Below are 20843 nucleotides of genomic sequence, written 5' to 3'. Positions count from 1 at the left end.
AATCGTCAGCGCAGATCCAGCATCTTTCTCGCCTGGTGGACCGGGCCGCCGGTCGGCCGCCGCAGCGGGTCAGGGGCCTTCGGTAGCGCCTCGAACTGGGTCATGTCATGCCCGGTCACGACGAGCGCATCCGTGGCGTCGGCCAGCGCCGTGAGCCGGTGCATCGAGTGCACGGCCGCGAGGGTGTCGGTCGCGATGCCCGGCGGAAGGCCATCGTCGATGCATCCGACGGTGTTGATCGCATCGCCGGCGAGGATGACGTTGCCCAGGTCCGGCACGTCCCAGAGGACCACCGACTGGTGCCCCGGAGTATGGCCCGGCGTCATCATGAGCTGGAGGCCGGGAAGCATGTGCCAGTCGCCGTCGGCGAGCGTCCACGTCGTCGCGGTGAAGTCCGCCGGCACGTACGCCGTGCCCGCGTGCCCGTCAGGGCTGGTCGCCCATCGGTGTTCCGCGCGCTGCACGACGTGGACCGCGTGCGGAAAGACGCGCCCGCCACCGGCGTGATCGTGGTGCAGGTGTGTGTAGACCACGGCCCGGACATCGCGCGGCGCAAGACCCAGCAGCGCCAGTTGCCGGGCCGGGTGCTGGTGCGGCTGCATCCGCGGGCGGGAGGCCGCCGCCAGGTCAGCTCCCCAGGTGCCGACCGGGTCGTCGATGACACCGGGGTCGTTGCCGGTGTCGACCAGGACGTATCCCGAGGTGGTGCCGACCAGGAACATCTGAACCGGTACGGCGATGCGGCGGCCGAAGCCGCTGCCGGGCACGACGACGCTCGACTCGACGTCGAGCACGCCGCCGTCGAGGAGATGGACGGAAGTGATCGAGGACTTCATGATGTGACCTCCTCGGCGCTAGCGTGCAGACAGCGCAACAGCATTGCCATGGAGGTCGCACCGGCGTCGATGTGGCCTCGGCTGCGATCGCCGAGGTAGCTGCCCCGCCCCATCCTGGCCACCATTGCCGCGGTGGCATCACGACCCTGCTCGGCCGCGGTGGCGGCGCGGTCGAGGGCCGCGACAAGGCCGGCGGATCCGGTGGACGGCGACTCAAGCACGGCGACGGCCGGGTGGATCGCGTCGACAAGCGTCTTGTCGCCGGGGGCCGAGCCACCGAGTTCCCGGATGCCCGCCAGGGCGGAACCGAGGCCCTCGGTGAGGCCGGCGAGGTCCAGCGTGTTCCGACCCGCGCCCACGTCACTCAGCCGCAGGAAGAACGTGCCGTAGAGCGCACCGCTGGCACCGCCGACGGTGTTGACGATCGCCATCGCGACGGCCATCAGTTGTTCCTGGATGTCGCCGAACTTGCGGTCTCGAAGCAGAGCGCGGACAGCAACCGCGCCCTGCCGCAGGTTCGAGCCGTGCTCGCCGTCACCGACGGCGGCGTCGAGCTGGTTGAGGTGGGACTCGGCCGCCACGACGTCGGCGCAGAAGCGCTCAAGCCACGTCGTCACGACGTCTTGCGACAGCACCAGGGTCATCTCAGGCTCCCCAACGCAGCGAAGCAGTGTGTACGGGCCGGTCCCAGAGTTCGAGCAGTTCCTCGTCGGCATGCAGCACCGTGAGCAGCGCGCCCTGTGAGTCGAGCGAGGTGATGTAGTCGCCGACCAGGCTCCGGACGGGTTCGACGCCCTGCTTGACAAGCCGATCCCGGACCGCCGCAAAAAGCCCGTACAGTTCGATGGCCGGGGTCGCGCCAAGGCCGCTGAGCAGGACCACGACCTGGTTGCCAGGCCGCAGCTCCAGTTCGTCGATGATCCGTTTCAGCATGACATCGGCGATCTCGTCGACCGGCGGCAGCGGCCGGCGCTCGTGGCCGCGGTCACCGCCGATACCGACGCCGACCTCGTACTCCCCGTGCGGCAGGTCGAACGTGCGCCGGCCGGTCTTCGGGTGTGTGCAGGAACTCAGCGCCACACCGAACGTTCGGCTGCGTCCGACGACCCGGCGGGCGAGGGCGGCCACGTCGTCGAGCGGGCGTCCCTCCTCGGCGGCGGCGCCGGCGATCTTCTCGACCAGCACGGCGGCGCCCAGGCCACGGCGCCGGGCCGCGAGCTCGGGCGGGAACGACGCGTCGTCGTCGACGAGAACCTTCTCGATCCGGACGCCCTCACGCCGCAGGATCTCCGCGGCCAGGCCGAAGTTCATCACCTCGCCGCCGAAGTTCTTGACGACGTAGAGCACGCCTGCGCCGTGGTCGGCGCGCCGGGTCGCCGCCATGATCTGGTTAGGCACGGGAGATGAGAACACCTCGCCGGGGCATGCCGCGTCGAGCATGCCCAGCCCGACATAGCCCGCGTGCAGCGGTTCGCAGCCGGAGCCGCCGCCGGAGACGAGCCCGACCTTGCCCGGGGCGGCTGGTGCCCGGCGTACGACGATGCGGTCAACCGGGTCGTACTCGACGACGCCGGGATGGGCGGCAGCCAGGCCGCGCAGGTAGTCGGGGACGACCGTGGTGGCGTCTCCCATGATCTTCTGCATCTTGCCCGCTTCCTCTCTGCGGAAGAAACCGAGTCAGCCTCTTGACTTTGTGGCCGGGGCATCAGGATATTGGTCCGACCACCCGATCACAAGACCAGTGGATTGCGGAAGGAGCAGGTATGGAGACGCCACTCCCCGTGCCCGACGAGGCACAGCGGTTCGCAGAGGCTCCGCACCTGCGTATGACCGACATCAGCAAACGCTTCCAGGGCGTCCAGGCCCTGGACAGGGTGAGCCTGCTGGTGCACAGCGGTGAGATCCATGCCCTCCTCGGCGGTAACGGCGCAGGCAAGTCGACGCTGCTGAACGTGCTGTCCGGCCTGGTCGTACCGGACTCCGGCACCATGGAACTGACCGGCCGCGAAGTTGTCATCGGCCATCCCCGAGAGGCGCAGGCCCTGGGCATCAGCACCATTCACCAGGAGCTGTCCACAGTGCCCGACCTGACCGTTCTGGAGAACATCTTCCTCGGCCGGGAGAAGGCGCTGATCGGCAACGGTGCACTGCTTCTCAACCGGCGTCAGATCGCGCGCCAGATCCAGGATCTCGCCGGCGAGTTCGGCATCACCCGGTCCGAACTGTGGCGTCCAGTCGGCGAGTTCGGGGCGCTCAAAAAGCGGGTCATCGAGATCGTCAAGGCGCTCGCTGTGCCGCCGCGGATTCTCATCCTCGACGAGCCGACGTCGGGACTCGAGGAGCACGAGAAAACGCTGCTCTTCGAACACATGCGCGGCCTGCAGCGCCGGGGTGTCGCCCTGATCTGGGTCACCCATCACCTCGACGAGGTGTTCGGCCTGGCCGACGTGGTAACCGTGATGCGCGACGGGCGCACCATCGCTCGCACCGCGACCGCGGAGCTCACGCAGCGCGAGCTGGCGGTGCAGATGTTCGGCGGCGACGCGACGAAACTCATGGAGTCCGCCGACGCCGTGGCCGCGCCGCGGCGGCAGGCCGGCAGCGAATGCCGTCAACCGCGGCTACGGGCACTGAACCTGACCCGGCGCGGGGTGCTGCGCGACATCTCCCTCGAGGTGGCATCCGGGGAGATCCTGGGCATTGCAGGGCTTGCCGGTGCCGGACGAACCGAGCTGGTGCGCGCTCTGATGGGCTTGGACAAGCTCGACTCGGGCCGGATCGAGATCGACGGACAGGCTCGCACCATCCGGCATCCCAAGATGGCGTACCGGGCCGGTCTGGCGATGGTGCCCGAGGACCGCAAACAGCTGGGCATCCTGCCGGACCTCTCGGTCGCCGCGAACATCACGGTCGCCAACCTCGGCTCCGTCACGACGGCCGGGGTTCTGCGCGGGCGGAGCGAGCAGACGCTCGCCGACTCGTACATCCGCAGCCTGGGGATCAGGACGCCCGGCCCGGCCGAGCCGATCCGCAACCTCAGCGGCGGCAACCAGCAGAAGGCGATCATCGCTCGCTGCCTGAACACCAGGCCGTCGATCCTCATCTTCGACGAGCCGACCCAGGGCATCGACATCCACGCAAAGGCCGAGGTTCACCGTCTCGTCCGGGACGTCGCCGACCAGGGCACCTCGGTCATCGTCATCGCCTCGGAGTTTGCCGAGCTGATCAGTCTGTGCGACCGCGTGGTCGTGCTGAACCGCGGCGCCCTCGTGGGCGAGATCCGCGACATCCCGCACCGGGTGGCGACAGAGGGTTACGACGCCGTCAAACACGCCATCATCGACAAGGCATCGAGAGCTGACCGATGAAAAACCTCCGCTCCGGCGCCGCTCGGTTCCTCGGGATCGAGGGCGTACCCATCCTGCTGGCCTTCACGGCCGTCGCCATCGGCTTCGCCGTGGCCGTGCCGTCGTTCGCCGAAGGGGACTCCGTCAGGTACTACCTCAACGAGGAAGTACCGATCTTCATCATCACGGCCGGGCTGGCCTTCGTCATCATCGCTGGCGGGATCGACCTCTCCGTCGGCGCGGTGCTCGGCCTGAGCGCCGGCACCTCCCTGTGGGCGTCGATGCAGGGCTTCAACCCGTTGCTGTCCGTCTTCGTCGGAGTCGGCACCGGGTTGGCCTTCGGCCTTGTCAACGGCTTGGTGATCGTCAAGTTCCGGCTCAACGATTTCATCGTCACGCTGGGCACACTCAACATCGCCGCCGGCCTGCTCGTGGTGCTCACCAACCACGTCCAACTGGTCGGCACATCCGACGAGACCTTCCTGGGCATCGCCGGCACGACAGTCGGCGGCCTTACCAGCGCCATGGTCCTGACCGCCGGCACCATCGCGGCGCTGCACCTCGTGCTCGTGAAGACCGCCTTCGGCCGGCGCATCCGGGCGGCCGGCATGGGCAGCGCCCCCGCGCTGGTCCTCGGTCTCGACGTCGGACGACTCAGGTTGTACGCGTACCTCGTCTCGGGTGCCCTGGCCGGCCTCGGCGGCGTCCTGCTCGCCGCCCGCCTCAACTCCGTGCAGTCCGGCATGGCCGGCGGCTACGAGCTGATCGCGATCGCCGCCGCGGTGCTCGGCGGGGTGAGCCTGACCGGAGGTAGGGGCGGTATCTGGCAGGCGGTGCTCGGCGCGCTGCTGCTCGTCACCCTCAAGCAGGGCTTCCGGTTGATGGGCGTCGACCCTCTCATCTTCTCCATCATCACCGGGCTCTGCATCCTCCTCGGCGTGATCGTGGACCGCAATGTCCGTCGCTTCGCGATGACGCTGCGCATCTCGCAGCCCGTGCCGGCACCCGCCGGCGACCTGCAGCCAGCGACGAGTAAGGGGCGATGATGACCACCCTGACCACGGAGCGGGCGTCCGCCACCACCGATCGGATCTCCGCACTGCGGATCCGGATCCTGCGGGATCCATCGTTCGGAATCCTCGTACTGCTCGTCGTCGTCTCCGTCGTGATGGCGTTCGTCGAGCCGACCTTCGCCACCGCCGGCAACCTCACCAACATCATCAATGCAATGATCACGGTGAGCTTCTTGGCCATCGGCATGACCGTGGTTCTCATCGCTGGCGGCCTCGACCTCTCGGTCGGGTCGGTGATGGCGCTGACCGCCGGCGTGGTCGCCAGTTGTCTCAACAACGGGATGCCGCTGGCCGTCGCGTTCCTCGCCGCGCTGGCCGTCGGCGCAGGCATCGGCCTGATCAACGGACTGCTCATCACGAAGCTCGGCATCCCGGACTTCATCGCGACGCTGGCGATGCTCGGTCTGGCCGGGGGTCTCCTGCTGTACTGGACCGCCGGGGTCCCGGTCCTCGGCTACATGACCAACGCGTACTACTACATCGGCGGGCTGCGCCAGCTCATCGGGCCGATAACCGTGCCGATGCTGTTGGTCGTCGCGGTCGGCATCGCGGTCTCGGTGTTCCTGCGCCGCACCACCTACGGCGTGAAGTTCTATGCGGTCGGAAGTTCGGCGACCGGTGCCATGAACGCCGGCATCCGCGTCGACCGCATCAAGATCGCCGCGTACGTCATCAGCGGCCTCATGGCCGCCATCGCTGGCATCCACATCGCCGGACGTACCACCACCGTGCCGCCCCTGATCGGCAACGGCTACGAGATCAGCGCCATCGCGGCAGCCGTGATCGGCGGTGCCTCGCTGTTCGGCGGCAAGGGACGGGTGATCGGCGCCCTCGTGGGCGCGCTGACCCTCACCCTGACGCGCAACATCATCAACCTGACCGGTGTCGAGTCGAGCTGGCAAGCCGTCGTTACCGGCCTCGTTCTCATCATCGCCGTCCTAGCGAACCAGGCGTGGAGCGGCATCGCCCGCTCCATCGGCGCCGCCCGCCGCTGAACTCCGCACCCCTCCGAGAGACACACCGCACCGCAAAGGAGACCGACATGGCCGACTTCAATGGACTATCGCGACGACGAATGTTACGCACCGCCGGGCTGCTCGCCGGGGCGGGCGTGGGTGGATCCCTGCTGGCTGCCTGCTCACCCAACGGCGAGACGGGCGAGTCGTCCGGCGGTGGTGGTGCCGCCAGTGAGTCGTTCGACGAGGCCATCAAGAAGATCGTGGACGGCAGGGAGATCAAGGTGGGCTTCACCCCGCCGGTCCTCTCCGAGAACTTCACCCAGATCGAGCACGCCGCCTGGCGCAAGATGCACGAGTACGAGCAGCGATTCGGCTGCCGCTGGGTCTGGGAGCGCCAAGCGCCGGTCGGCGACTTCAACGCCGTCCAGGGCACTCTCGGCATCGTGCAGTCGTGGGTCTCGCGCAAGTTCGACGCCATCGCGGTCTGCACCGGCGCGAACTTCGCGACCGTGCAGAACCTGTACCGCGACGCCACGGCGAAGGGCGTCAGGATCTACCAGTTCAACCAGCCGGCCGAGCTGTACCCCGAGGACCAGCTGCAGACTGTCACCAACGTGGGATACGACAACCGTTGGCAGTCCGGTTACCTCGCCGGCAAGTACATCGCCGAGAAGCTCAACGGGCAGGGGAACATCCTGCAGATCTGGGGTCCGTCCGGCTCGGACTGGACCCGGGGCCGCAAGATCGGCTTCAACCGGGCCCTCGCCGAGAACCCGGGGATCAAGGTTGTCGGCGAGGCCGACGGCGGGTATGTGCGCGACAAGGGCTTCGCCGCCGCCCAAGACCTGCTGACCAAGAACCGTGACGTCAATGCGATCTACGGTGAGAACGAGGAGATGGCCCTCGGTGCGTCCCAGGCCATCGACACTGCCGGCCTCAAGCACTGGGACGACACCGGCGGAATCCTCACCATCGGCGCCGACGGGCTGGTCTCCGGATACAAGCAGATCAGGGCCGGCAAGCTCACCGCGACCGTCGACATCGGCGGCGTCGACCAGGGCCAGAACCTCATCGAGGCCATCTTCGTCTCCGCAGTGCTCGGCCAGTCGCTGACTCAGTTCATCAACAACCCAACGCAGGTCGTCGACCAGAGCAACGTGGACTGGCACCAGGCCTACACCGAGTGGGCCCTCGCGGCCCCAAAGAAGTACGGCGCCTGACCAGGTGACACGTGGCGGCCAGAGGACAGGCCGCCACGTCCACACCACACCAATCAACAACAGCTACGAGGCGAACGGTGAGTTGAGCATGAAGATCGCAGGTGTTCGGGCATATCCCGTCGGGCTACCCCTAGAGGAGGAGCTGCGTTGGGGCGCGATGGCGGTGAGCACCAAGGGCGGCATCATCGTGGAGGTCCGCACCAGCGACGGACTGGTGGGAATCGGCGAAGCCGGTTTCTCGGCCGAGTACTTTCCGACCGTCGGCCCACTCATCAACGGGCAGCTCGGTCCGATGGTCATTGGCCGCGACCCCCGCGACATCGGTGCGCTGTGGCACGACATGATGAGGGCGACACACATGTGGGGCCGCCGCGGCGTCGAGACGTACGCGCTGAGCGGCATGGACATCGCACTCTGGGACTTGATGGGCAAGACAGCCGAGCAGCCGGTCCACCGGCTGCTCGGCACATCCCAGCACTCGGTGCGGGCCTACTACGCCCCATCGCTGAAGCCAGCCGACAAGGCCGTCACCGAGGCCCAGGAAGCAGTCGCCGCCGGATACACCGCGATCAAGCTGCGCGTCGACGGAGACCTGTCCGCCGCGGTGCACCTCGTGCAATCGGTACGCTCCGCGGTAGGTGCCGGCGTCGATCTGATGGTCGACGCCAACATGGCCTACCACCGCCGGGGAGCTCTGACCCTGGCCAGGGAGCTGCATGACCTCCAGGTGGCCTGGCTCGAAGAGCCCATCATGTCGCACAGCCTCTCCCAGTACGTTTCAAGCCACTCATGGCTCGCCGACCGGGTCGACATCCCGCTGGCCGGCGGCGAATCACTGCTGACCCGCTTCGAATACATCGACCTCATGGCGAAGCTGCCGTTCGACATCGTTCAGCCAGACGCCGCCAGCGTCGGCGGCATCTCCGAGCTCAAGCGAATCGCGGACATGGCCAGCTCCTGGAATCTCCAGTGCGTGCCGCACATCGGTTGCTCCTCCGGTACCGGCATCGGCATCAACGCCGCCCTACAGGTCATTCTCAGCTGTGACAATGCCCCACTGATCGAGTTCGACGCCTACGGCGGACTCGGCTGGCAGGGCTTCCTCGCCGTCCCACCGGTGGTCAAGGACGGCCGGGTCTGGGCAAGCGAGGAGCCGGGCATCGGCGTAACCATTGCCGACGGGGCGGAGCAGCGGTTCCGGATCCAGACCCGAGCTGTGCAGTGAGCCCACCACGAAGACCCACCGCACCCGGCTGGCGACTGCGGCCAGTCCCCCATCAGAGAGTCCACACGACCCTCGACGACCGCCCGGCGGACGTGGATCGCACCTGTGCGAGCATGTCGGAGTTGAACCCGTTTCATCCTGTGTAACAACCGGTCTCGACGTGGTGTGAGACGAGGCTGGCCGGCACAATGCGGCGGTTCGCCGTGGGCTGCAGCGCAATTGGGCAGAACGCTGCGAGACTTGCCGGTGATGGTGCGCTTATCGCGAGCGCGGTGGTTGAGTCGGCCTGGGGCGCGGCGTCGGGATCGCTCCCGGTCCGTTGCCCCCAGGCCGCTCGCTAAACCCCCGCCGCACCGGTCTACCGGCAGTGCTCCCCACGGTTTCTGCCGTCAGGCGTGGTGGGGCCCCCAGGGGTTGGGGGTCTTGCTGCCCCGGCCGGAATGAGTGACACGTGCCGGGGTTCCACAGATGATCGGGGTCCTTCGGACGCCCGCCGCCATCCGACAGCCGTTTGGAAATCGAGGCGGGAGCCTGGTCACGGGGGACGCACATCGACTGCTCCAAGGGGATGGTGACGCTGCGGCATGACCAATGAACCCACCGTGCGCCGATGTCGAACACCTTCGACACGATATCTCGACACCACCGGCGTGAGTAGCCCCCGGTCGACGAGTGGGTTGGCCGACCGGTAGGGCTGTGTATTCAACTACGGCGAGTTTGGCGAGTGATCGATTGTGAGGTTGCTCCGTGTAGTGCGGCGGGTTGGCTCACAGGCCGGCGAGGAACAGCGCTCCGGCGTGCAAGGAGGACCAACGTCCGGTCGCTGATTCGGCCGACGAACTTCTCGCCGACCCCGGCTCCGGCGAGGGTGGCGGGCTCTGCCAGGTTTGTCAGGCCGGCGGTGTGCCGAGCAGCCGTTCGATCAGCCGGGGCTCGCCGGGCCAGGCCGCGAGGATGACGTCTCGGGGTACTTGGCGTGCGGCGTAGCGCAGAGCGAGAGCAACCACGACGATGTCGTCGAGGGGGCCGATGACGGGCAGGAACTCGGGGATCAGGTCGATGGGGCTGGCGACCCAGATCCCCGCGATCAGCACGGCGATCTTCGCCCGGCGCGGCACTCGGGGGTCGGTGCGCAGTCGGCGGACGGTGGTGACGCAGTCGGGGATGAACGCGGCCAGGTCGCGCATGATGCCGGGTGGTAGGCGCCGGGCGAGCAGGATCAGCAGCGCCCAGGAGGCAAGCAGCAGCACGACCGCGATGGCCAGGCCGACGAGCCAGTCACGCATGATCACGGGCTCAGCATGTCATCGCCGTCGGGGGCGGCGCGATCAGTGGTGCTGGGGCAGCGGCTCCAGGTGCCGCTGCACAGCGTTGCGGCGCAGGAGTTGGATCCGGGCGGCTTCGACGTGCTCGACCGGCCAGGCCCGGAGTTCGCGTACGACCGGGCAGCGGGCTGGCGGGTCGACCCGGACGGGCATCCGGTGTACGTGCACCCCTACCTCCGCAGCGATGGTGGCACGGCTCCGTTCGACGGCGGTCCGGTAACGGACGAGTAGGCCGATGCCGTCGACCGGTACGAGACGAGAACCTTCTGTCTCCCGGCTTGCGGTTACCGAGCCTGCGACTCCGCTGAGTCCAGGGCTTCGGCCCGCATCGTTTCCAGCAGTTGGCGGGCCTGTTTGCCGGTTGCGGAGTCTGCGAGGAGCGAGTCGTATACCTGTGAGTAGATGCGGATCTCTTCTGGGTCGGTGAGGGTCAGTTCGCGGGTGTAGGTCTCGATCGTGGTGAGTTGGGAGCCGTCGGGCAGGGTGTGGATCACGAAGGGATGGGCGTGTACCGCTGAGGGGCGTACGCCGGTCGGCAGGATTGACAGGCTCACGCTCGGTAGCGTGGCGACTGACAGGATCTTGTCGTACTGGGCGGCGGGCGCGTCGTGGGGTACGGGGCGGAACCGCAGCGCGGCGCCGGTCGCGTCCTCCGCGCTGATCGGCCCGCACGGCTATCTGCTGCGCCGCGCGAAGTCGGACGGCCCGGACGTCGTCTGCGTCGATCTGGACCGCACCGATGCGGACCTGGATATCGCGCTGAACAAGGCCCGGCCGTGGCGAGCCGCCGCCCGGGCCGGTGACATCTACGCCACCCGCCGGGTCACCGATGCACGGAGCCTCGACCGCACCCACCCCTGAGCCTCTGTAAAAGGGAGCAGCCGTGACCGAGCTCGACCGGGCCTTCGACGCCGTACCGGCCCCGATCTACACCCACCATGAACGGCACGGCGAAACGGTGCACCGCTCGGCACCGGAGTCGATCCGCCGCGAGCTGGCCGCCCTGCAGGTCCGCGCCGGGGACCGGGTGCTCGAGATCGGTACGGGCTCCGGGTACAGCGGCGCGCTGCTCGCGCACCTGTGCTGCCCGGACGGCCAGGTCACCAGCATCGACATCAGCGACGAACTCGTCCGCCGCGCGGCAGCCATCCACGCCGAGCGCGGGGTAACCAGCGTCGACTGCCATGTTGGCGACGGACTGGCCGGCTACCCGGCCGCAGCGCCCTTCCATCGAGCTGTTTCGTGGTGTGCTCCGCCGCGGCTGCCGAGGGCGTGGACGCAGCAGGTCGTGAACGGTGGGCGGATCGTCGCGTGCCTGCCGATCACGGCCCTGCCGTCGACCACGTTGATCGCCACCATCACCGTTGCGGCCGGGAAACCTCGTATCGAAGCCCTCGCCGGAGGCGGCTACGCCCAGAGCACGCCCGTCGCGGTCGACGATGCCCTGACCGTCCCCGGCCGCTGGGTCGACTACTGCGACCGCCAGCCCGATCCGTCCTGGATCGGCATCTGCTGGCGTTCTGCCGACGACGCCCAGCACACCGGCGCTCGCTCCGCCCTCGGCCAGCTGCTGCATCCCGGGTACACCGACACGTATCGGCAGATGGAGCCGCACTGGCGCTCCTGGTACACCTGGACGTCCGCGCTCGGCGACCCGCAGCTGAGCCTGGTGTCGCTGCGCAACGAGATCCGCGGACTCGGTCACACCACACCAAGTTCGGCGGCGGTGATCCTGACCGATGGCAGGGTCATCGCGGACCGGCCGGACTCGCCGTCCCTGCGCTCCTTGCGGACCTGGCTGCAACGGTGGGAACACGTCGGCCGTCCGGCACCCGAGTCCTTCGCCCGCACCCTGGTGCCGCACGACTGCCCTGATCTCGCCGGCTGGGACCTGCAGGTCGGCCATGGCTCCGTGACCACCGACCGGCAGCCGCCGCGGCGCGTCGATGAGCCTCGCCGCCCTTGAGCAGGCCAGCACCCGAGGCGGAAGGGCAACCTATTGACCAGCCGGTATCGCACCATCGTCGTCGTGCACGTGCTGCTGCGCCGCGCCGACGGCCAGGTCCTGTTCCTGCAACGCGCCGGCACCGGTGAAGCCGCCGGCCAGCTCTGTCTGCCCGGTGGACACCTCGAAGATGGGGAATCGGTCGTCGCCGGCGCGATACGGGAGACGGCCGAGGAAACGGTGTGTCGAGCTGTCCGAGACGAATCTGGAGTTCGTTCATGTCGTGCACCGCCGCCACGGCCACGACGACCCGCGGCTCGGCTTCTTCTTCCTCGCCACCGCCTGGCAAGGCCAGCCGGTCAACCGGGAACCCCACAAATGCGCAGGCCTGGTCTGGACGGACCCGGCGCAGCCACCCGCCACCACGATCGCGTACACCGTGGCCGCCCTGGAACAGATCCATAGCGGGCGACCCTTCTCCCTGGACGGCTGGGCAGAGCACTCGCCCTCCGCCACGGGCTGCGGAATCGTTGATGTGGCATGGGAACCTCCCGTTCGACGAGGGCAGCGTGAACCGCGCCACCAGCATGACGACGGAGGTCGCCACGGATACACGGTCGGTCAGCCCGACCCCTGCCGTCCGCTGCTCGGGTGTCGCTCGACGGCCCACCCCACCGGTTGCCGTCCTCGCAGGAACGTCTCGTCCTGGCTGCAGCTGTCACCACGCACCCCGGGTCCGTACGCAATTTCTCTGATGTCCCGGGAACGGTGAGCGGCCAGAATACGGTGGCCGCCGACCTGCGGAGGAAACCATGCGCTACCAGTTGCTCGGAGCATTGCGGATCGCCGATCCCGCACCTCGCACGATTACCGCGCCGAAGGTGGAAACGCTGTTCGCCACGCTCCTCATCCGGGCCAACCACACCGTCACCACCGACGAACTCATCGCTGAGCTGTGGGGCGAGAACCCTCCCCGCCACGCCCGCACCGCGCTGCACGTCTACGTTTCGCAGATCCGCAAGCAGATCCCGAGCCCGCGCCCCGGCGCAGCGGTGCTGCACACGAAGCCGCAGGGCTACCAGATGGAGGTCGACGAGAACCTCGTCGATGCTGTCGAGTTGCAGCGGATGCACGCGCTGGGCAGGTCGTTGCTGGTAACCGACCCGGAGGCGGCCCTGGTCCCGCTGCGCCGCGCGGTCGGGCTGTTCCGGGGTCCCGTGCTCGCCGGCATCCGCAACGGCCTCGTGGTCGGTAACTTCGCCGAATGGGCCGAGGAGGTCCGCGTGGACTGCCTGCACGCCATTGGGCGGGCGGCACTGGCCACGAACCGGCATCGGGAGCTCATCGGCGAACTCGTGCAGTGGGTCGAGGAGCACCCACTGCACGAGCCGCTGCGGGAGGTGTTGATGGTGGCGCTCACCCGGGCCGGTCGCCGCGCCGAGGCGTTGGCGGCGTACCAGTCGACGCGGCGGGTGCTGCACGAGGAGCTGGGGCTTGAGCCTGGTGAGGCGATGCGCCGGCTTCAACTCGCGATCCTGAGTGCCGATGTGGGCCTGGTGCCGGCTGCCTGACGGGCCCTACGCCTACCAGGTGACTGGCAGCCGGTACACGCCCTGCACCGAGCCGCCCGGTTTCACCGGCAGCGACGACAGTGGCTCCGCCAGCGCCAGGGTGGGCAGTCGTTCGAACAGGGCCCGCAGCGTCACCTCCAGCTCGGCCCGGGCGAGGTTCTGGCCCAGGCACTGGTGGATGCCGTAGCCGAAGGCCAGGTGGTGACGGGCGCGGCGGGAGACATCCAGCGCGTCCGGGTCGGGGAAGGCGGCCGGATCCCGGTTGCTGGCGGCGGCGGGTAGGTAGACCGCGTCGCCGACGCGCAGGACATGGCCGGCGACCTCGATGGGTTCGGCGACCACCCGCTGGATCTCGTCGGCGACGGACAGGTAGCGCAGCAGCTCCTCCACCGCGTTCGGGAGCAGACTCCAGTCGGAGCGTAGGCGGTCGAGTTGTTCCGGGTTCTCCAGCAGGCCGACGATGCTCATCGTGATCATATTGGCTGTGGTCTCGTGCCCTGCCACGAGTAGGAACATGACGGTCTCTGCCAGGTCCCGCCGGGTGATCTGCCCTGTGTCGAGGTGGCTCGCGATGAGTTCGTCCAGCAGCCCCTCCCCCGGCTTGGTCTGCTTCTCCCCGATCAACGTGTCGACGTACTCGGTCAGGGCGGCGGCCGCGCCGGCCGCCTCCTGTGCGGTGCTCGAACCCAGCACCATGCGCTGGGTCTGGCTCTCGAAGAAGTCGTGGTCGGCGTACGGGACGCCCAGCAGCCGACAGATCACGGTGGACGGTACGGGCAGGGCCAGGGTGGGCACCAGGTCCACCGGCGGGCCCTCCTGCAGCACCGCGTCGAGACGGGCGCTGACGATCTCTTCTATCTCTGGGCGCATCTGCTGGGTCCGGTGGACAGTGAACGCCGCGATCAGCATGCGCCGCCGCTGGGTGTGCACCGGCGGATCCATGCCGACCAGTGGTACCAGCTTGGCGGCGGACATCCGGGGCACCAGCACCGGGAAGTCCGGTCGTAGCCGGTCGGAGGAGAGTCGCGGGTCGACCAGCAACGTCCGGGCGACGTCGTGGTCGGTCACCACCCACGCCGTACGGTCGCCCACCAGCCGGACCTGGGCCAGTGGCCCATTCTCGCGCAGGGCGGCGTAGCCCTCCGGCGGCTGGTGGGGACAGGTGCGGGTCATCGGGAACGCGGGCAGCTGGACGTCGGTCATGGCGGCCTCCTCGGTGGGTGGTCAGAACCTAGGAGAGACCGGTAAAGCCACTCTGATGACGGCCGGGCTCCACACCGGAGGCGGGGCTCTTCAGGCGATGCTCGCCATGAGCCGGGCCAGCTCGGCGCGGGTGGCGATGTTCAACTTGCGGTAGATGCGGGTGAGGTGGACGTCAACGGTGCGGGGGCTGATCGCCAGGCTGTTGGAGATGTCCTTGGTCTTGCGACCGGTGCCCGCCATCGACGCGATCTCCTGCTCGCGTCGCGTGAGGACGGACAGCATCGGGTGGGTCACCTCCGTCACCGACGGGCGGGTGCGGTATTCGGCCAGGGCTCGGCCTGCGCCGCAGCGCCGGGCCACCTCCCGGGCGAGGGCCAGGTCAGCCCGGCCCGCGCCGGGTTGGCAACGGGCCGCTTCGGCCAGGGCGACGGCCTGGGAGAAGGCCAGACCGGCGGTGTGGAAGAGCGCGGCGGCCTCGCGGAAGAGCGCGGTCGCGCCGGCCAGGTCGTTGCGCGAGCGCAGCAGGTGGGCGCGGGCGGAGACGGCGTAGGGCCGTAGGTAGGGCACGCCCATCCGGTCCACGACCGCCGCGGCGCGGCTCGCCCACTCCGCCAGGGGAAGATCGGCCCGGCCGGAGGCGGCGGCCAGGAGTTCGTAGCTCCACGGACGCAGCACGTCGGGGATGTCGTCCAGGCCCGGACCACCACCGAAGTCCAGGATGACGGTCACGGCCCGACGGGGGTCGCCGCCGGCCAGGGCCGCCTGTGCCAACGCCAGCCCGGCCGTGGCGCTCCACGTCGAGCTGCCCGGTGGGAGGATCGCCGCTGCCTGCTCCGCCAGGTCGACCGGCTCCCGGTCGCCCTGCGGCAGCAGCCAGGCGAGACTGAGCGAACGCAGCGCCAGCGCCAGCCCGTGCAGTCGCCACGCACCCATCTGCTCCGCGATCCGCGCGGCCTCGGCGGCCGCCTCCTGCGCGGCGTCCAACTCGCCCAGCCTTCGGCAGCTGTTGCTCAGCGTGTTGTAGAGCAGCGGGAGCAGGTGGCGGCCCCCGCTGCGCCGGATCACCGTCACGCCGCGTGCGGCGTGACGGCGTGCGTCGCGGTATCGGCCGCTGTACGACTCGGCCGAGGCCAGCATGACCAGGCACTCGGGATCTGCGGCCAGGTCAGGGTCGGCCGCCGCGTCCGCGATGGCGGCGGCCGCCGACAGGTCCGCCGCGCTGGCGGCGCCGCCACCGGCGCCGAAGGCGCGGACGGACAGGACGCCCATCTCGCCGAGCCGGTCGCCGTGTACGCGTGCCACCCGCAGCGCGACGTCCGCCACGCCGGGAGTCAGCGCAACTCCCTCCAGGCTCGCCAGCACGCCCTGCACGACCGCGAGGCGTACCAGCACCGCAGGCGGATCCTCGGGGGCCTCGGCCAGTGCGGCGGCGATGAGGCTGCCGCCCTCGCGGGCCCGCCCCAGCAGGCACTCGGCCAGGGCGCCGGGCACCAGCGCGTGGGCTCGCGCCTCCCAGGACAGCGGCGGGTCGGACCGCAGGATCTGGTGCAGCAGAACGCTGCTGGCGGTGGGCTGCCCCGACGCGAGCAGCGCGCCGACCAGGGCGGAGGCAAGCTCGTTGCGGGCGTGGGCACCGGCCGGCGCGAGATCCAACGCCACCCGTAGCCAGCGCACGGCCTGTGCGGGAGTGCCCGCCATGGCCTCCTGTGCCGCGCCGGCCAGCACGGTCAGATCCTCGTCGGAGCCCTGCGGTGCCCGCTCGACGTGCGGAGCCACCACGCTGTGCGGGGCGCCACGTGACAACAGCAGGGTCCGCGCCCGGCGGTGCGCCGCCGCCCGCCAGCAGATGTCGATGTCGTCGTAGTAGAGCGTGTGCAGCACCGGATGTCGGAAGACGTACTCCCGCGGCCGGTCGGACGGGCGCAGCAGGTCACGGCGGACCAGCACGCTGGTGGCCGCGCAGGCGCGCTCGCGCGGCAGACCGGCCACCTCGGCGACGCCGGCGACGTCCACCGAGCCACCCAGCACGGCGGCGGCTTCCAGGACGCGCGTCGCGTCCGGCCCGAGTGACGCCTTCTCGCCGAGCAGCGCCGTCGCGGCGGCACCGCGCGGAGCGGCCAGTGCCAGCAGGTACCGGGGATTGCCCTCGGCCCGCTCGTGCAGCCTGCGGACCTGTGGGTCCTTGATGCTGCAGCCGAGCAGCCGGGCGGACTCCGGCAGCGTCAGCGGACCCACCTCCACGCGCTCGACGACACCGACGTCGCGGCCGTCGGCCAGCACCGCGAGCAGCCCGGTGTGGGTCTGCGTCGGTCGCAGTGCGATGACGACCAGGAGCCCGACGTCCAGCGCCGTCTGGGTCAGCGCCCGCACCAGCCGTACCGAATCCTCGCCGGCCCAGTGGAAGTCGTCGACGGCGACCAGCAACCCGGCCGGATCGGCGGCCTGCCGCAACGCATCGGCCAGTTCGCCGGGACTCCCCGTGGCTCCGGTCACCGCGGCGGCGAGGGTCAGCGGGCTGTCCGGTGTCACCTCGGTGCACCGACCGGCGGCGATCGGGATGCCCGCCACGCGGGCGAGCCGGGTCAGCTCGGTCAGTGCCTGCGTCTTGCCGATCCCCGGCTCACCGACCAGTTCCACTACGCCACCGCGCCCGGAGCGGGCCCGGGCGAGCGCCTGCGACAGCCGATCTGCGGGTGTGGCCTGGGCCTGCGGTGTGTGACGCCCGGATGTGCCGATCCGATGCTCTGCCGTGTCGCGCACGAGCACACCACCCTTCGCCTGCCGACCCCGATCACGGCTGGTCCCAGTTTAACCACCAGCGTCGTGGTCACAACCGCGCATAATCAGCGAGCCCCATTGACTGGAAAAAATGCATCTCAATATCCGGACGTGCGGCCGGAGAAAATGCTGCGCGCCGTTTACATACCGCATATTGACTTGTTAACAGTTGCCCCGACCCGCCCGGTGGCAGGCCGCCACGATCCGGCGAAATACCATCCTGACCGGGCATTCAGCCCCCAATAAGGCCACCGATCGATGCGTACGTACTTTCTCTGATGCAGATCCCGACGACCGCGCACTAGCATCAGCCAAAACCGATAAATCGGGGGCAGCAATGCGCTACGAATTACTCGGACCACTACGACTGGTGGGCGTGGACACCCGTACACCGGTCAACGCGCCCAAACAGCAGGCGTTGTTGACCACGCTGCTGATTCGCTCCGACCAGGTCGTCGGCAGTGAGCACCTCGGCACCGAACTCTGGGGCGAGCGCCCTCCGCGGCGCGCGCAGGCCGCCCTGCACGTGCACGTGTCCCAGGTGCGCCGCCTGCTCCCGGCAGGTCGGCTCGCGACCGTCACAGGCGGCTACACGCTGCGGATCCGGGCCGGTGACGAGGTCGACGCCCACGAGTTCCGCGCGCTGTCCGAGCGGGGGCGGGCGCATCTGCGCGCGCGCCGGTACCGGGAGGCGGTGGCGTGCTTGGAACGGGCATTGACGCTGTGGCGGACCGGCCCGGTGCTGACGTTGGCCGGCGGGCGGACCGTCGCCGTCTTTGCCCGCTGGCTGGAGGAGACCCGGTTGGAGTGCCTGGAGATGCTCGTGGAGGCGCGACTCGCGCTGGGCGGGCACCAGGAGGTGGTCGACCTGCTGACCGCGGTGCTGGCCGACCATCCACTGCACGAGAACTTCCACCGGCAACTGATGGTCGCGCTGGTCCGCGCCGGACGATGGACCGACGCGTTGCGCGCCTACCAACACACGCACCGGCTGCTCCGCGAGGAACTCGGGTTGGAGCCGGACCGGTCGCTGCGCGAGTTGCACCACTGGATCCTGCGGGCCTACCGGCGGCGGGAGGTAGCCCAAGCCTGCTGAAGGCAGGCGGGGGGTGGGCGCCCACGGCGCCCACCCCCCGCCGCGGTCACTCGCCGAGCAGGATCCGCGCCTCGGCGGACTTGCGCACGCCCGTCATCCGCCACTGCCGGAAGCCGGTGAGGCCCAGGTAGCGGCCGCTCACCCCGGTCGCCGGGTAGAACACCCACTTACTCGTCCGCACGTCGTTGAAGTCCGCCCAGCCCTCCGCGTGGATCACCCCATCGGAGAGAGTGATGTCCTCCTGGTAGTAGGTGAGCAGTCCGCCGTCGGTCGGTCGCACGTACTCGATGCGGAAGTTGCCGCTGGACGTGCCGATCTGGGCACCGGCCTCGTCGTACAACTCGTCGTCGAATTTGCCCACCTGCCCCACCGCCGGAGCGGCCACGTCCACGTCGTCGACCACCTTCACCACGATCTCGGTGGGCACCTTGATGAGCAGGGCCTGCGGTCGCGTCTCCAGTCGCTCAGTCATTGTCGTCTCCTCGTCGGGTGATGAACGGAATGCCGGTGCCGAGAAACGTCGTCGGCGGGGGCGGGGTGCCGTGGAACGCCGCGACCGCCTCCCGCGGCGGCCGCGACAGCGTCGCCCAGAAATTGGTGCGGGCCGGGTTGCCCAAATTCACCGGGTCGTTGTCTGCGAAGGTGTACGGGGCGCGGGCCTGGTGCCGCGGATCCGGCTGGGTGAACCGCCCCCATGCCCCGTTGTAGATGCGGCACTCCAGGAAGTGGGCGCCCCGCAGCAACTGGTAGGCGCCCAGGTAGCGGAACGGGTTGACGGCCGCGACGCCGCTGGTCGCGGTGACCGCGCCGAACGCGCTGTAGGTGTAGGTGGCGGCCAGCGTCCCGTCCGTGGCCAGCAGCGCCAACACCGATCCCTGGTGGTCGGTGACCGCCTGGTAGCGGGTCCCGTCCGCCGTGCGCAACCCGATCAGCCGGCCGCTGGGCTCCCTGACGAACGCCGTGGGTACGTCGTCGGTGACCCGGACGATGCCCAGCGACGTGCGGTGCAGAACGTGGGTCACCGACCGCCCGTCCAGCGTGGTCTCGTGGATCCGGCGTGGCTCGCGATTGTCCAGACCGTCGTAGCGGATGTCGACCACCTGCCGGCCGTCGACCGACCCGGTACGGGTCTGGTTGGTCGGGCTGTAGGTGAAGCGCACCGTCGGATTCACCTCGTCGACGAAGTTGCCCGACCGGTCGTAGCCGAGGACCGTCTCACCGAAGCGCACGTGCTGCCCGGCGTCGTTGACGTCGAACGTGGTGCCACCGAGTCGGATCAGGTTGTTCGCCAGGTCGTAGCCGAACTCTTCGTCACCGGCGCGGACCACCCGGCCCAGGCCGTCGTAGGCGTACTCGGTGGTCACGCCGTCGACGGTGCGGGCGGCGAGCAGGGCACCACCGCCGTAGTCGTACGACACCGTGTGGACCGGGTCGCCCCGCCCGTCGGCCACCACGAGGCGCACCGGCCGGCCCAGCGCGTCGTACTCCGTGCGCTGGCTGCCCCCGCCCGCGAAGACCGTGGCCGTACGCCGCCCGGCGCCGTCGTACTCGAAGCTCGTCCGGCCACCGAACGGGTCGTCGAGCACCGCGAGCCGACCGGCGGCGTCGTAACCGTAGGTGGTGGTGCCGTTGAGGTCCAACTGGGCGGCCAGCGCACCGGAGGCGGTGTGGCGGTAGCCGACCTGTTCCATCTCGCGGCCCTCGCGCCGGACCGAGCCGATGCGCCGGCCGTCACGCCACTGGATCGACTCCGACCAGCCCGGGCCGGACCGGTGGGTCAGGTTGCCGGCGGAGTCGTGGGCGAAGTCCCCGAGCACCTGGCCGGTGTCGTCGTCACGGACCTCGACCAGTCGACCCGACGCGTCGTACGTGAAGCCGACGCGCTGGCCGTTACCGTGCGTGACCCGGACGACGCGGGAATCGTCGTCGTAGGCGAAGCGGATCTGGCCGAGCGGCTCGGGCGGGTCGATGGCGACCAGGCGTCCACGCCCGTCGTAGTGGTACCCCGTGGTCGCGCCCCGACCGTCGGTGGCCGAGGCGAGCGATCCGTCCGGGTGGTAGGTCCGGGTCTCGATGTCGCGGTCGAAGGCCCGGGAGTAGGCGCGCAGCAGCCGCCCGCCGTCGTCGTAGCTGTAGTCCACCCGGTTGCCGGCGGCGTCGGCCAGCGACAGGGGCAGGTCCGGGCGGTCCGGGTGGCGAGACACCAGGCTCCGCCCGTCCGCTCGTTCATGGGCAAGGGTCATGCGAGGACCTCTCGGTCGGGTG

At 69.5% G+C, this 20843-nt stretch carries 21 protein-coding genes; 11 read left to right on the top strand and 10 right to left on the bottom strand.

The window, feature by feature from the left end; all coding sequences use genetic code 11:
• Positions 1–5 precede the first annotated feature (5 nt).
• From VAB18032_RS30015 to VAB18032_RS11875, 3 genes are read right to left on the bottom strand one after another with little or no spacing between them, the layout of a single operon-like run.
• Positions 6–836, bottom strand: coding sequence for an N-acyl homoserine lactonase family protein (locus tag VAB18032_RS30015; protein ID WP_013733077.1), 831 nt, complete (start codon positions 834–836; stop codon positions 6–8).
• Positions 833–1480: a dihydroxyacetone kinase subunit DhaL gene (dhaL, locus tag VAB18032_RS11880; protein WP_013733076.1), complete on the bottom strand. Its 648-nt coding sequence runs from the start codon at positions 1478–1480 to the stop codon at positions 833–835. Before dhaL ends, VAB18032_RS30015 begins: the two co-directional genes overlap by 4 nt.
• A gap of 1 nt (position 1481) precedes the next feature.
• The gene (locus VAB18032_RS11875; RefSeq protein WP_013733075.1) at positions 1482–2480 is read right to left on the bottom strand and encodes a dihydroxyacetone kinase subunit DhaK; all 999 of its coding nucleotides are present in this window, start codon (positions 2478–2480) and stop codon (positions 1482–1484) included.
• Positions 2481–2599: 119 nt separating this feature from the next.
• Between VAB18032_RS11875 and VAB18032_RS11870 the strand changes: the two genes are divergently transcribed.
• From VAB18032_RS11870 to VAB18032_RS11850, 5 genes are all read left to right on the top strand, one after another.
• Positions 2600–4204: a sugar ABC transporter ATP-binding protein gene (locus VAB18032_RS11870; protein ID WP_013733074.1), complete on the top strand. Its 1605-nt coding sequence runs from the start codon at positions 2600–2602 to the stop codon at positions 4202–4204.
• Positions 4201–5229, top strand: a complete 1029-nt coding sequence (locus tag VAB18032_RS11865) for an ABC transporter permease (protein WP_013733073.1) — start codon at positions 4201–4203, stop codon at positions 5227–5229. Before VAB18032_RS11870 ends, VAB18032_RS11865 begins: the two co-directional genes overlap by 4 nt.
• Entirely contained in the window at positions 5229–6251 is a 1023-nt protein-coding gene (locus VAB18032_RS11860; protein ID WP_013733072.1) for an ABC transporter permease, read from the top strand. The genes VAB18032_RS11865 and VAB18032_RS11860 overlap by 1 nt, the downstream gene beginning before the upstream one ends.
• Positions 6252–6298: 47 nt before the next feature.
• A complete protein-coding gene (locus VAB18032_RS11855) occupies positions 6299–7435 on the top strand; it encodes a sugar ABC transporter substrate-binding protein (RefSeq protein ID WP_148272253.1) in 1137 nt (378 codons plus the stop codon).
• Positions 7436–7523: 88 nt separating this feature from the next.
• Positions 7524–8660: a mandelate racemase/muconate lactonizing enzyme family protein gene (locus tag VAB18032_RS11850; RefSeq protein ID WP_081476082.1), complete on the top strand. Its 1137-nt coding sequence runs from the start codon at positions 7524–7526 to the stop codon at positions 8658–8660.
• 890 nt (positions 8661–9550) lie between these two features.
• Here VAB18032_RS11850 and VAB18032_RS11845 read toward each other — a convergent pair.
• Entirely contained in the window at positions 9551–9946 is a 396-nt protein-coding gene (locus tag VAB18032_RS11845; protein WP_043723897.1) for a YkvA family protein, read from the bottom strand.
• Positions 9947–9961: 15 nt separating this feature from the next.
• Here VAB18032_RS11845 and VAB18032_RS11840 point away from each other — a divergent pair, with 15 nt between their 5' ends.
• Positions 9962–10216 carry a hypothetical protein gene (locus VAB18032_RS11840; protein WP_148272252.1) on the top strand — a complete coding sequence of 85 codons (255 nt, stop codon included), beginning with the start codon at positions 9962–9964 and terminating at the stop codon, positions 10214–10216.
• A 53-nt stretch (positions 10217–10269) separates the two neighbouring features.
• Here VAB18032_RS11840 and VAB18032_RS11835 read toward each other — a convergent pair whose 3' ends face one another.
• Complete coding sequence (locus tag VAB18032_RS11835; protein WP_232510879.1) at positions 10270–10563, bottom strand: Scr1 family TA system antitoxin-like transcriptional regulator; 294 nt, start codon at positions 10561–10563, stop codon at positions 10270–10272.
• Here VAB18032_RS11835 and VAB18032_RS11830 point away from each other — a divergent pair.
• Together VAB18032_RS11830 and VAB18032_RS11825 are read left to right on the top strand one after the other, a co-directional pair.
• Entirely contained in the window at positions 10550–10846 is a 297-nt protein-coding gene (locus VAB18032_RS11830) for a hypothetical protein (protein ID WP_043720487.1), read from the top strand. The two genes, VAB18032_RS11835 and VAB18032_RS11830, sit on opposite strands and share 14 nt — an antisense overlap.
• A gap of 22 nt (positions 10847–10868) precedes the next feature.
• On the top strand, positions 10869–11951 hold the full coding sequence (locus tag VAB18032_RS11825; RefSeq protein WP_013733065.1) for a protein-L-isoaspartate O-methyltransferase family protein: 1083 nt from the start codon (positions 10869–10871) through the stop codon (positions 11949–11951).
• Between the two features lie 30 nt (positions 11952–11981).
• On the opposite strand, the gene VAB18032_RS33185 is transcribed toward VAB18032_RS11825, so the two are convergent.
• A complete protein-coding gene (locus VAB18032_RS33185) occupies positions 11982–12113 on the bottom strand; it encodes a hypothetical protein (RefSeq protein WP_269764253.1) in 132 nt (43 codons plus the stop codon).
• On the opposite strand from VAB18032_RS33185, the gene VAB18032_RS33525 reads away from it, so the two are divergent.
• Both VAB18032_RS33525 and VAB18032_RS11820 read left to right on the top strand, forming a co-directional pair.
• Positions 12051–12395 (top strand): NUDIX domain-containing protein, encoded by a 345-nt coding sequence (locus VAB18032_RS33525; protein WP_415878014.1) that lies wholly within the window; start codon positions 12051–12053, stop codon positions 12393–12395. The genes VAB18032_RS33185 and VAB18032_RS33525 overlap by 63 nt on opposite strands.
• A gap of 347 nt (positions 12396–12742) precedes the next feature.
• Positions 12743–13501: an AfsR/SARP family transcriptional regulator gene (locus tag VAB18032_RS11820; RefSeq protein ID WP_013733064.1), complete on the top strand. Its 759-nt coding sequence runs from the start codon at positions 12743–12745 to the stop codon at positions 13499–13501.
• 12 nt (positions 13502–13513) lie between these two features.
• Here VAB18032_RS11820 and VAB18032_RS11815 read toward each other — a convergent pair whose 3' ends face one another.
• Positions 13514–14704, bottom strand: coding sequence for a cytochrome P450 (locus VAB18032_RS11815; RefSeq protein ID WP_013733063.1), 1191 nt, complete (start codon positions 14702–14704; stop codon positions 13514–13516).
• 90 nt (positions 14705–14794) lie between these two features.
• Positions 14795–17464 (bottom strand): helix-turn-helix transcriptional regulator, encoded by a 2670-nt coding sequence (locus VAB18032_RS11810; RefSeq protein WP_148272251.1) that lies wholly within the window; start codon positions 17462–17464, stop codon positions 14795–14797.
• A 394-nt stretch (positions 17465–17858) separates the two neighbouring features.
• Between VAB18032_RS11810 and VAB18032_RS11805 the strand changes: the two genes are divergently transcribed.
• Positions 17859–18578 carry an AfsR/SARP family transcriptional regulator gene (locus VAB18032_RS11805; RefSeq protein ID WP_050814588.1) on the top strand — a complete coding sequence of 240 codons (720 nt, stop codon included), beginning with the start codon at positions 17859–17861 and terminating at the stop codon, positions 18576–18578.
• 46 nt (positions 18579–18624) lie between these two features.
• Here the strand turns inward: VAB18032_RS11805 and VAB18032_RS11800 are convergent, their stop codons facing one another.
• On the bottom strand, positions 18625–19050 hold the full coding sequence (locus VAB18032_RS11800) for an allene oxide cyclase barrel-like domain-containing protein (protein WP_013733060.1): 426 nt from the start codon (positions 19048–19050) through the stop codon (positions 18625–18627).
• Positions 19043–20821, bottom strand: a complete 1779-nt coding sequence (locus tag VAB18032_RS11795) for an RHS repeat-associated core domain-containing protein (RefSeq protein ID WP_013733059.1) — start codon at positions 20819–20821, stop codon at positions 19043–19045. Before VAB18032_RS11795 ends, VAB18032_RS11800 begins: the two co-directional genes overlap by 8 nt.
• Between the last annotated feature and the right edge of the window lie 22 nt (positions 20822–20843).

It is taken from the genome of Micromonospora maris AB-18-032 (genome assembly GCF_000204155.1).
GTDB classification, from domain to species: domain Bacteria; phylum Actinomycetota; class Actinomycetes; order Mycobacteriales; family Micromonosporaceae; genus Micromonospora; species Micromonospora gifhornensis.
This window is presented reverse-complemented; position numbering and strand designations above follow the sequence as displayed.